Below are 12,270 nucleotides of genomic sequence, written 5' to 3' on the forward strand. Positions count from 1 at the left end.
GGAGCTTTTTAGTATTTATTCTCTCCTCTCTTAAGATTTTATAGCTATAGCCATATAAGTTAGGACGTAAAGTAAAATAGTTACCATAGGGTCTACCCCGATTTCAATGGCTAAAGCTTATAGTGATGATTTTCGGCAAAAAGTGATACAAGCGATTGAGTTGGACGGTCTCAAAAAGTGTGAAGCAAGCCTTGTGTTCAATATCAGTCGCAATACAATTAACCTGTGGTTGCAGCGCAAAGCCCAAACAGGTAATGTCAAACCCAAATCGAGAAAAGCATCGCAGCAGAGCGGCAAAATCAAGGATTGGGAAAAGTTTCGTACCTTTGTGAAACAGTATAGGGATAAAACCCAGAGTGAAATGGCACAGTTGTGGGATGGGGAGATTAGCCAACGCACCATTTCCAGAGCATTACAAAAGATAGGACATACACGTAAAAAAAACATACGGGTATAGTCAACGAGATGAAGTCAAACGGGCAGCGTTCTTAGCGCAACTGGGTAACCCAACCCGAAAGCTTCTCATCTTGTATACGTTGATGAGTCTGGGATGGATGAACGCGACAACTACGGCTACGGATACTCGGAAGTTGGGGAACGCTTCTACGAACTCAAATCGGGTCGACGGCAAGGTCGCATCAATATGATTGCTGGGTATCGAGAGGGACAATTGATTGCGCCATTTACGGTCGTTCGCGCAGCGTCTTTGATAGGAGAGGGGGCGTGTAACCGAACTGTGTTTGAGACTTGGCTAGAAACTTGTTTGATTCCGGTCTTGCGTCCGGGTGAGTGGGTGATTATAGATAATGCGACATTCCATCATGGTGGCCGCATTGCTTCATTCATTGAAGCCACAGGGTGCCAGGTCGTTTATCTCCCCCCTTACTCACCCGCTCTCAATCGGATTGAAAAGTGTTGGGCATGGCTCAAAAGTAGGGTTCGTAAGTTGTTACCCAAATCCGATAATCTACGTGATGCAATAGAACCCGTTCTCAAGCAAGCAGCGTCCTAACTATTATGGCTACGGCTATAACACCCGTCATTTCAAGAAACTGATTAAACTTCCTGGCTCAAATAACCAAGATATTGGGACAAAATTTCTCAAACTGGTAGATGAAGCTTTTGAAAACCATACTTCATTCCAACAAAGCTATAATATTAATCACTTCCTGAACTAGAAGTTGAATCTGCTATTCATTCATGGATTGCTATAGCCGGAGGAGAAGCAGGTAAACTTTTACGATCCCTACGAGATAAGGCTCATCAATGGTGGTATTTTTTAGCCCACCCGCGATACGCCTGATAATAATTTGGCAGAACGAACGTTACTTTTAGCTGTCACAAAAAGAAAAGTCAGTGGCGCTTCCCGTTCTATGGAACGGTTTCAAGATATTGCCAATTTATTGGCTGTGATACAAACTTGCCATCGTCAAGGACGTTCTGTAATTGACTTTTTTGACCAATCTATAAAAGCGATGTTTAGCCCTGCTATGCAGACCCCATCTTTAATACCTCAACTTTAAACCTGAATCCTTACATACTTTTTAATGACATAGACAGTAGCATAAGCATAGAAAGGCTTTTCAGTAAAATTCTACTGAAACAGGTCGTCATTACAGAATGATCGCCAAACTTTTCGGTCTACTGAGATTTAGTATTACCACTCCCTAATTAGTATGAAACGCCCTATCTTATACGTAGCTATAACTAATCACGGTTTTGGTCATGCTACTCGCACAGCATCTGTAGCTGCAACTATCCAAAAATTGTGTCCTAATGTACTTTTAATTATGGCGACGACTGCGCCGCGTTGGTTGCTGGAGTCATATATAGAAGGTGATTTTATCCATCGTCCCCGCGCTTTTGATTTGGGTGTCATACAAGCTGATAGTTTGACAATGGATAAAGACGCAACTTTAGCAAAACTATTAGAAATTAAAAAGCAGCAAAATTCTTTAATTTCGTCGGAAGTTAATTTTATCCGACAAAATCGGGTTGATTTAATCTTGGCTGATATTCCGTTTCTTACACCTTTATTTGCCAAAGCTGCAAATATTCCTTGCTGGATGATGAGTAACTTTGGTTGGGATTTGATATATAGAGATTGGGGTGGTGAATTTGTAGCGATCGCAGATTGGATTAGTGAGTGTTATTCTAAATGCGATCGCTTGTTTCGTTTACCCTTTCATGAACCAATGTCGGCTTTTCAAAATATCACCGATGTGGGTTTAACAGGTGGCTCACCGCGTTATTCTGCTGATGAATTACGTGCTAATTGGGGCATAAATGCACCACAAGATAAAACTATTTTACTCACCTTTGGCGGTTTAGGTTTACAACAAATACCTTACGAAAACTTGCAAAATTTCCTAGATTGGCAATTTATCACTTTTGATAGTTCTGCACCAGATTTACCAAATTTAGTCAAGATTCATGATAATAAATATCGCCCTGTTGATTTTATGCCAATTTGTGGACGCATAGTTTCTAAACCGGGTTATGGTACTTTTTCCGAGGTGACAAGTTTAGAAATTCCTCTAGTGACAATTCCCCGTGATGATTTTGCCGAAGCTAGTTATCTTTTAGAGGGAATTACGACTTACAACCATCATCAAATTGTCACACCCGCAGAATTTTTTACAGGTAATTGGAATTTCCTTTATGAATTACCCCAACCACCGCAGCAAAGCGAAAAAATCGCCAAGGATGGAAATGAAGCGATCGCACAAGCTATTATCAACCAATTCACTCACAAATGAAAGCTATTGCATTTTACTTAAAGAGCTGATTCATCAAGAAATTGATGTGTCTGCGGTTACTCAAATTCATCAATGGTAGAAGCCGGTGTAGATTTTTTTTGTTTGGCAATATGAACCTCATACCAATTCATTAAAGGAGTTGCACTAATACCATGTACAATTACTGATGCCACAATGGTTGTATAAGTTATCCAGGCAATCTGTTCAGCAGCTTCTCCCTTCAGACCATTACCAAAAGCGTAAGCCAGATAATAGAGGGAACCAACTCCACGAATTCCAAACCAACCAAACAGCCAGCGAGTTCCAGGATGTAGATGATAGCGATGGGAACTAAGAGGATGTTTTCTAATTGTGCTGATCCACGCACCTAAAGGTCGTATCAACAAAAACAAGAAAATAATTACAACTAAAGATTGCCAAGCATAATCAACCATAGGCTTGAATAGTAAAATAGAGCCTAATAATAAAATTGTGCCAACTTCTAACAGTTTTTCTAATTGTTCGATAAATTCTAATTGAGCTAATGGCTTTTCTGGATTCTGATAACTGCGTTGTACTACTAAGCCAGCGACAAATACTGCTAAAAAACCATAACCATTAACAAATTCTGTTAAAGAATAAGTCAGCAAAATAATACTAATGCCAACAAAATCTTCCATTAATTTGTCAGCAGAACGACGCTTTTGGATATGTTGATCAAGCCAGACTATGATTTTCGGGACTAAAATCCCCATGAATATTCCTGCTGCGATCGCCCAAAGTATATCTATCAATATCCATTGTTTAAACCAATTGTTCCAGTTTTCATCTTTTAAAGCATAAATACCAAAGTAAACAAAGGGAAACGCTAAGGCATCATTTAAGCCACCTTCAGAAGTTAAACCAAAACGTAACTCATCTCTATCATTAGTATCAGTAAGTTGCACTTCTGAAGCTAATACAGGGTCAGTTGGTGCGAGAATAGCTCCTAACAATATAGCTTCTCCCCAATTCATCCCTAAAAATAATTTGCCCACAGCCGCCAAGCTAAAAATTGAAATTGGCATTAATATTCCAATCAGGCGAGATGTAATTCCCCAAACTCGCAAATTTAGTGGACGAATGATTTTTAAGCCACAACTAAACACTGAAATAATTACAACAAATTCAGTCAGCCTTTCTAGTAATTCCGCATTGAATACATCATTTCGACGTAAATGAATTAAACCTAAACCATAAGGGCCAAGGAAAATCCCAACCAATAGGTAGATAAGTGCAAAAGATAAAGGTAAGCGGGTAATCCAACCGGATGCTAATGTAACTACCAGTAAGATTAGTCCAATCAAGAACAAGTCGATAATATAAATATCAAACATGGAAATTAGTATAAAAAAGTATACTAACTTGCAAGTTTAGTTGTAATATTTCTAGCAATAAATTACCTATAGGTAGATTTCAGCAAAAAACAGTCCGGTAATTAATACTCTTCTTAAGTTAGTGAAAATAGCAGTACCAGGAGCATTAGTTATGCAACTCCCTGAGAGTCCCAAAATCCCCAAATTCATGCAGTTATTACAATGGATTTATCAGCCATTGCAATTAATGGAAAATTCTGCCAAAGCATATGGTGACTGTTTTACATTATGGCTAACAAACAAACAGCCAATGGTGTTTTTCAGTAATCCACAAGCAATTCAACAATTATTTACAGAAAACCTCAGTAATTTAGATTCTAGAGGTTCTGCTCAAATTTTGCAGCCTTTGTTGGGTGAAAATTCTTTAATATTGCTATCTGGTACATCTCACCAACGCCAGCGTAAGTTATTAACACCGCCTTTTCATGGCGATCGCATGAAAGCCTACGGTAATATCATCGCCGAAATCACCAAAGAAGTCATCGGTCAATGGAAATTTGGTCAACCGTTTTCTGCCCGCGACTCTATGCAAGAAATCTCTCTGAGAGTGATTTTGCAAGCTGTGTTCGGACTAACTGAAGGAGAACGTTATACTCAATTACAAAAACTGCTGGCTTCCATACTAGATTTAACTGGTTCTAGTTTACGTGCCACAATATCATTTTTACCAATAATGCAAGTAGATTTAGGTTCATGGAGTCCTTGGGGCATTTTTTTTGCGTCAACGAGAGCAAATTGACCAACTACTGTATGCTGAGATTCAAGAACGCAGAAATCATCCAGAAACCTCTGGAAGTGACATTTTATCTTTAATGATGTCAGCGCGTGATGAAAACGGCGAACTTATGACTGATGTAGAGTTACGCGATGAATTGATGACTTTATTGGTTGCTGGTCATGAAACCACGGCCTCAGCCTTAACATGGGCATTGTACTGGATTCATCGCCAACCACAAATACGTGAAAAGCTCTTGTCTGAGTTAGATAGTTTTGGAAACAATGCAGATTTAGAAGAAATTACTCGCTTACCTTATCTAACAGCAGTTTGCCAAGAAACGCTACGGATTTATCCCATCGCGATGATTACTATTCCTCGGATTGTGAAACGACCTATAGAAATTATGAATCATCAATTTGAACCAGGAACATTACTCGTAGGTTGTATTTATTTAACTCATCGCCGTTCAGATTTGTATGCAGAACCACAACAGTTCAAACCAGAAAGATTTTTAGAAAGGCAATATTCTTTATATGAATATTTACCTTTTGGTGGAAGTAATCGTCGTTGCTTGGGTATGGCATTTGCCTTATTTGAAATGAAACTTGTACTAGCAACAGTATTATCTCAAGTAGATTTAGCATTAGTAAGCAACTCTAGCGTTAAACCCATACGTCGTGGCATTACTTTAGCACCTTCAAATGGAAAGTGGTTAGTTGCAACCGGACTACGACAAAAAGCAAATACTCCTATAAAAGTGTAGTTATTAACAATACTTTTGCCAATTTACAAGGATGAGTTGAGGTATAAATTGCCATTTTTCTGAGGCTGGGCAAAAACAATAAATCCTCAAAACTCCTTCAAGGTTTCACGCAAGCATTTTTTAATGTATCGCACACGGTATCAAGAATTTGAGCTTTCTAGCTCCCTGATGGGACTTAAAAAATCAAGGGTTGGGGAGAGGGTGTAGGGTATATGTATCTATAACCCTTACACCTATTCTTCGCAGATAATCTTGGTGCATACGTCCTATGATTTATAAAACTCTCTCTCTTTTCTCCCTTGTCTGTTTTGTTCATCAAATAGGACTGCTATATTGACTAAACTTCTTTATTTGTTCGACTAATTCATCCATTTCTGAGTCTACAGTGAAGTAGTGGACGGTAGCGCGAACACAATCAGGTTTGGCAATGGTGCGGGTGAATATCTTGTTAGTTTCCAAAAACTGCACTAATTTGAAACTAATTTGAGAATCATGCTGAACAAATTGAAAGGAAACTAAACCGCTTTCCGGTGGGGAATTTCGCAGACATTTAATTTGCGGTAAGACTGATAATTTGCGCCAGAGATATTCACTGTTGCGGCAAATTTGTTGATAACGTTCTTCGGCTGTACCCCATTGTTGATGAAGAGCGATCGCCTCTACCAATCCTGCATAAAATGAATAAGCCGATGTCCCGACTTCATATCTCCGCCCATCACGAAACAAATCTATTGGCTGTCCTTCACTATCTTTAATTACGCCACGCCAACCAATAAATGTCGGTGCAAGTTTTTCTAAGGCTTCTGGTTTGACATATAACCCACCCACACCAGCCGGGCCACACCACCATTTATGCCCAGTAAACGCATAAAAATCTGCTCCCAATTGAGTTAGATTTAACGGCAATAAACCCACAGATTGGGCAGCATCGACTAATATTAAAGAATGGTTATCTCTGCATACTTCTATAATTCTGTCAAGGGGCAGAACTTGACCAGTATTCCAAAGGACGTGGCTGAGAATTACTAAGCGGGTGTTGGGGCGTAAATTTTGGGCAACAACCGCCACAGGATCACCATCATTTAAAGTTGCCATTAACGGACAGGTGGTAACTTCTACATGAAACCGTCGCCCAATTTCTTTAGCTGCGGCAATTACCCCTTGATGTTCACAGTCTGACAATAACAGATGGTCGCCTGGATGCCAATCAATTCCCCACAAAGGAATATTACAGCCCATAGTCACATTTTCTGTCAGGGTGATAGTTTCTGGGGGGGCGTTGAGTTCCGTGGCGATCGCTTGTTTGATAGTTTGATTATAAGAACCTATCCAGCGTCCAACTTCATTACCAAAGGGGCCTAGCTGCTGAATATGAGTTTCAGTTTGAATCATCGCATCAATTGCCTGTTTGGGTAACGGGCCTTGTCCGCCATAGTTAAAATAAAGCTTATTAGCTAAAGCGGGAAATTGCTCTCGATGGTGATGCAAGTCGGTTTGGATAGCAGAAACGCTAGTCATGTGTCGAATCTCAATATTTTTACTCTCAACCCTTGTTCTCAACCCCAAAAAGCCACAATTATTGTTAGCTTAAATGAATGTTGATTAATGCTGAACATTTACTACAATACCAACGCTGTAAACGCCGACCAATTTTAGATATTAATGCTGACAAAAGCCTGAGAGATGCACCAAATGACTTGTTGTCTAAATTGCAACAAGACAAAGTTATCTATCATCAAGGGATTTTGGCAGGGTTTGACTATGAAAAACCGCAATATTCACCAGGAAATCGGGAAGCTGCCCAAGCCGCCACATTAGAATTAATGCAGCGTGGAGTTGAGTATATTTACCAGGGAGTATTGTTAAGTAATTATCAAGACTGGGTAGAAACTGCCAGTGAAAACTACACACTCCTCAGCCGTCCAGATTTATTGGTAAAACAGTCAGGAGAGTCTTGCTTTGGTGATTGGATGTATGTTCCTGCGAATATGGAACTCGGTAAACGTCCCAAACAAGAATATCAAGTTGTAGCAGCATTCCACGCCCAAGCCTTAGCCGCAATTCAGGGAGTCATCCCGGATAAAGCTTGGTTAATCTTACGCACCAGAGACATTAGCTATCCCGTAGATTTGGCGAAATGGACACCACAGATGTTCCAAATTCTGGAGGAGTTCATTGAAGCTATCAAATCACCAGAACCGCCAGAGATGTTTATTTCACGGCAAAAGTGTAACCTTTGCCACTGGCATAGTCAATGTTATGCGATCGCCCAAGCACAAAACCATCTTTCTTTATTACCAGGAGTTACACCCGTCCGCTACACCCAACTCCAAACCCTTTCCCTCACCACCCTCGAATCTCTAGCGAATACAAATCCAATCATCTTAGAAGACTTACCAGGGTTTGATAGTGTAGTAGCAACCAAGTTAACCATTCAAGCCCAAGCTGTTATTGAACAGCGTCCGTTAATTTTACCAACTTCTTTACCGCCAGCAGAACTGACCTTTACCGCTCCTGTAGAACTGTATTTTGATATTGAAGCCCAGCCAGACTTAGATTTAGATTATCTTTTAGGCGTGTTAGTTGTTGATAGACAAAATAATACACAACAATTTTATTCTTTTTTAGCGGAAAGTCCAGAGGATGAAGAATTAGTTTGGCGACAATTTATTAACTTAGTTGGGCAATATCCCGATGCACCAATTTATCATTTTTGTGTTTACGAATTTGACACAGTGAAAAGATTAGCCAAACTATACCAAACACCAAAATCTTTAGTTAATCCTGTTCTCAATAGATTTGTAGATGTTTATGAACAATTAATTCAAAGCGTCGCCTTACCTGTAGAAAGTTATGCCCTAAAAGTAATTGCCCGATGGTTAGGCTTTGAGTGGCGCGATAAAGAAGCCAGTGGCGCTAAATGTATCTACTGGTATGATCAATGGTTAGAGACAGGCGATCGCTCTTTCTTAGAAATTATCCAACGCTACAACGAAGACGACTGTCACGCAACACGCAGCGTCAAAGACTGGCTAGTAAATTTTTTCCAAAATGAATGCAGTATCATTCAAGAATCAGAAGTCAGAATGCAGAAATAAGGCATCATGTATGACTATAGGATAAATGTGATCGCCAAATCTTATAGAATGTCTGAATGAAATTCACACACATTGATTTGAAAGGCTTAAGGGATAAGTTATACTGGCGCTAACGCATTCCATAATATGAAGCGTTCTCATCAAGTATGACCGATGGGAATTATTAAATTCAATCACTCCAGTTTCCTAACAAAAAAGTCTCATGTTCAACGGGAAAAATATATCCAAAGTACTAGCAACTGGATTTATATTCGCAAGCTTCATCACAGGGTTTGACGCTTACTTATACTTTTCATCTCAGTTTAATTGGCTTGGTTATGGCGTATTGAACTTTAAAGTCAATGGATATATTTTTCCAGTTATGGCAAGCCGTTCGGTAATGGGTTGGTTTTATTTATTCACTAGTATCCTGAGTTTTATCGTAGGGATACTGTCACTAGTGATCCACCTAATTTTACCTGAAAGTTTGACACCAGATTATGAGCAATATCTATATCCGTCATCAACAGATAACAAAACAAATAGTTTGTAATTGAGGTTCCCAGAAAAGCAGTAATTGAAATGGCGATCGCCAGTTTTCTTAATCTACTGCACTTACTGATCTTGACCGTACGTGAATGAAATAATTAAGAGCGATCACTTGAGTTTACAGGAGCGTGCATCAATAAAAATGTAACGCACCTTTTTAAATCGAGAGCTTGGTTTATTGCCAGAAGCTGATTTAGCAGATCAGGCTTTGCTGGTCATATAAATCGGATTTGATGTGACAAATAAAGCAATCTGGAGGCGATCGCGCAAATTTAAACGACTCAAGATATTGGTAATGTGGTTTTTAACCGTCTTCTCAGAAATAAACAGCACCTCTGCAATTTCACGATTATTCGCCCCTTGACCAATCAATCGCACAATTTCTTGTTCGCGGCGGGTGAGTTTTTTCCACTCGACATCTGGATTAATCCCAGGATCAGGGATACGCTGAATTAACTTTCGTCCTACGCCCGGCCCTAATTGGGTATAGCCTTTGTGAATTGCCTGGATCGCCAGAGACAATTCTTCGACAGGGGTATTTTTTAACAGATAACCTGCTGCTCCATACCGCAGTGCCTGAGCAATATTTTCATCATCATCATCAATACTAAGTACTAAAATTTTTGTCTCTGGAAATTGTTGATGAATCACTCTGGTAGCTTCAACGCCTCCCATTCCTGGCATGACAATATCCATGAGAATCACCTCTGGTTTCAGGGTTTCCATCTGAGCGATCGCCGCTTCTCCGCTCTCCGCTTCCCCTACCAATTCCAGTTGGGGATCTTCGACCAGCAATAAAGACAACGCCCGACGGATTAGAGTTTGGTCATCAACAATCAGCACAAGAATGGGCGGCATGGGTTAAGAAGAATGACTGAAAAATAAACTGGACAATATACCTAGATTTGAAAGCCATAAGCTAATCGTCATTTAAATTGCACCATCTTCATGGTCAGAAAAGCTGCAAACTCTCTTCCTGGCTATCTGTTCTTTGCCATACCAGTCGCTACAAGTCGAGAAACCCAACGAAAGTTGCTAAAACGGGGGAAAACTCCCCAACGCGCTGGCTTACCCTGCGGCTTCAATATGCAAATTAAATGCTTAACAACTTACCAATTTCAATTCGGATGATTCCCTCAACCCTAACCTTTTCTTCCTCCAGCCGCAAGATTCTGCTGTCCTATTTGTTACTAGGACTTTAGACCTAGTTGAAATGGGGACAGATGTCTCATGTTTTCTGTATCTAGTTTCTTTAGGATGAACTCATTGAATGGAGTAAATCAAATGAGTACCGTCCTTGTTGTCGAAGATAGCTACACTCAACGCCATCTCTTAGAAGAATTACTGAAAGCAAATGCCTTTGATGTTAAGACTGCCTGCGATGGCATAGAAGCTCTGGAGCAAATTCAATTTGATCGCCCAGATATTATCATTCTTGATATAGTCATGCCTCGGTTGAATGGTTATGAAGTCTGTCGCAAAATCAAGCGTAATCCTGAAACTCAGGCAGTACCTGTCATCTTCTGTTCTTCTAATGCTGGTATGTCCGATCACTATTGGGGGCTAAAGATGGGTGCGATCGCCTACATCAGTAAACCGTTTCAACCCCAAGAACTGATCCAAACCATCAACCAAGTACTTAACCCTAGTTAGTCTGACCAAAGTTTTCACTCCATCCCCACTTGTTCTGTTTGTCAAATCGCCTGATATTTTACTATGGGTGAATAAAATGGCTGTATGCGATCGCCTGCTTTTGTAAGGTCATCAACATGAAAATATTTAAAAAAATTTTGGCAATTACCTAAAATTTTTTTATTTAGGAATTGGTGTTTTAATTGTTACATTCTTAATGATTAATCATTCCTCTAATACTGTTGAAATCAGAAGTATAGACTTCATCGGAGAAGCAACATTACCCAAAAGTTTATCTTTTCAAAAAACTGAAATTGGTGGCTTATCAGGCATTACCTACGATGCTAAAAATGACCTTTATTATGTTATCTCCGACGATAGAGGGCAAAAAGCACCCACACGTTTCTATACTTTTAAAATCAACTTGAGCAAAGGCTTGCTAGAAAATGGCGATGTTGTGCCTGTTGGTGTAACAATGCTGTTAAATCAAAACGGACAAAACTTTCCTCCCAGAACCACCGATACCGAAGGAATTGCTTTAACTGATAAAGATACTGTCTTCATCTCTTCTGAAGGCGATAGAGAAAAATTAATTAACCCTTTTATCAAAGAGTTTTCCTTAGCTTCTGGGAAAAGTATAACAACACTCAAGATCCCGATAAAATTCTTACCAGATAAAAAAGCTAAAATGGGCATTCGGAATAATTTGGCCTTTGAAAGCCTGACTATTACACCCAACAATCAGTATTTATTCACCGCAACTGAAAATGCCTTAATTCAAGATGGGTCGATTGCGAAGCCAAATGTTGCTACGCCTTGCCGAATTTTGCAATATAATCTCTTCACTAAACAGCCAGAAAGTGAATTTTTGTACCAAACTGAGCCAGTCGCACCATTATTAGATATAACTGGTAAGTTTGCTAGTGGCTTACCAGATTTACTCGCCTTAGATAATCAAGGACACTTTTTAAGTTTAGAAAGGTCGTTTACTGGTTTAGGATTTGCGATTTTTTTATTTCAAGTTTCCTTAGCAGATGCTGATGATATTCGCAATATTGACAGCCTTCTCCGTACCTCCAAAAATATTCGCCCAGTAACGAAACAACTCTTGCTAGATTTGCGAACCCTAGACGTAGCTCTAGATAATCTTGAAGGGTTAACACTCGGCCCTTGGCTACCTAATGGACAGCGTTCGTTAATTTTGGTCAGTGATAATAATTTTAATTCTCTACAGCGTACTCAGTTTTTAGCTTTTCAACTTAAAATCGAACCCCCTATTATTAGATGGTTCCGGAGGATGCTAGATTTTTTCAGTTGGTAGATTATCTGGAAATTTGCCTTCAGTTTCTCTAAGAACTAATTTGAGTGAACATGATTT

General features: G+C 39.6%; 8 protein-coding genes and 3 pseudogenes. 8 read left to right on the forward strand and 3 right to left on the reverse strand.

The features are described 5' to 3' along the window. Positions 1 to 106: 106 nt before the first annotated feature. From ACX27_RS31355 to ACX27_RS28460, 3 genes and pseudogenes are all read left to right on the forward strand, one after another. A pseudogene (locus ACX27_RS31355) lies at positions 107 to 1,012 on the forward strand (IS630 family transposase). 195 nt (positions 1,013 to 1,207) lie between these two features. Beyond that, positions 1,208 to 1,523 (forward strand): annotated as a pseudogene (locus ACX27_RS34525) (IS66 family transposase); the annotation flags it as partial. A gap of 153 nt (positions 1,524 to 1,676) precedes the next feature. After that, positions 1,677 to 2,759, forward strand: coding sequence for a glycosyl transferase (locus tag ACX27_RS28460; protein ID WP_062297469.1), 1,083 nt, complete (start codon positions 1,677 to 1,679; stop codon positions 2,757 to 2,759). A gap of 56 nt (positions 2,760 to 2,815) precedes the next feature. Here the strand turns inward: ACX27_RS28460 and ACX27_RS28465 are convergent, their stop codons facing one another. Then, positions 2,816 to 4,114, reverse strand: a complete 1,299-nt coding sequence (locus ACX27_RS28465; protein ID WP_062297471.1) for a cation:proton antiporter — start codon at positions 4,112 to 4,114, stop codon at positions 2,816 to 2,818. Positions 4,115 to 4,265: 151 nt separating this feature from the next. Here ACX27_RS28465 and ACX27_RS28470 point away from each other — a divergent pair. Further along, positions 4,266 to 5,634: pseudogene (locus ACX27_RS28470) on the forward strand (cytochrome P450). Positions 5,635 to 5,949: 315 nt separating this feature from the next. Here the strand turns inward: ACX27_RS28470 and ACX27_RS28475 are convergent. Then, positions 5,950 to 7,152 carry an aminotransferase class V-fold PLP-dependent enzyme gene (locus tag ACX27_RS28475; protein WP_062297472.1) on the reverse strand — a complete coding sequence of 401 codons (1,203 nt, stop codon included), beginning with the start codon at positions 7,150 to 7,152 and terminating at the stop codon, positions 5,950 to 5,952. 77 nt (positions 7,153 to 7,229) lie between these two features. Here ACX27_RS28475 and ACX27_RS28480 point away from each other — a divergent pair, with 77 nt between their 5' ends. After that, on the forward strand, positions 7,230 to 8,732 hold the full coding sequence (locus tag ACX27_RS28480) for a TM0106 family RecB-like putative nuclease (RefSeq protein ID WP_062297474.1): 1,503 nt from the start codon (positions 7,230 to 7,232) through the stop codon (positions 8,730 to 8,732). Between the two features lie 729 nt (positions 8,733 to 9,461). Here ACX27_RS28480 and ACX27_RS28485 read toward each other — a convergent pair. Next, positions 9,462 to 10,118 (reverse strand): response regulator, encoded by a 657-nt coding sequence (locus ACX27_RS28485; protein WP_062297476.1) that lies wholly within the window; start codon positions 10,116 to 10,118, stop codon positions 9,462 to 9,464. A 90-nt stretch (positions 10,119 to 10,208) separates the two neighbouring features. Here ACX27_RS28485 and ACX27_RS28490 point away from each other — a divergent pair, with 90 nt between their 5' ends. From ACX27_RS28490 to ACX27_RS28500, 3 genes are all read left to right on the forward strand, one after another. Further along, the gene (locus ACX27_RS28490) at positions 10,209 to 10,391 is read left to right on the forward strand and encodes a hypothetical protein (protein WP_062297477.1); all 183 of its coding nucleotides are present in this window, start codon (positions 10,209 to 10,211) and stop codon (positions 10,389 to 10,391) included. A 153-nt stretch (positions 10,392 to 10,544) separates the two neighbouring features. Beyond that, positions 10,545 to 10,913 (forward strand): response regulator, encoded by a 369-nt coding sequence (locus ACX27_RS28495; RefSeq protein WP_062298627.1) that lies wholly within the window; start codon positions 10,545 to 10,547, stop codon positions 10,911 to 10,913. A gap of 196 nt (positions 10,914 to 11,109) precedes the next feature. Beyond that, on the forward strand, positions 11,110 to 12,213 hold the full coding sequence (locus ACX27_RS28500; RefSeq protein WP_083468862.1) for an esterase-like activity of phytase family protein: 1,104 nt from the start codon (positions 11,110 to 11,112) through the stop codon (positions 12,211 to 12,213). The last annotated feature ends 57 nt before the right edge of the window (positions 12,214 to 12,270 follow it).

The sequence above is a fragment of the Nostoc piscinale CENA21 genome (genome assembly GCF_001298445.1).
In the GTDB taxonomy this organism is placed as follows: domain Bacteria; phylum Cyanobacteriota; class Cyanobacteriia; order Cyanobacteriales; family Nostocaceae; genus Nostoc_B; species Nostoc_B piscinale_A.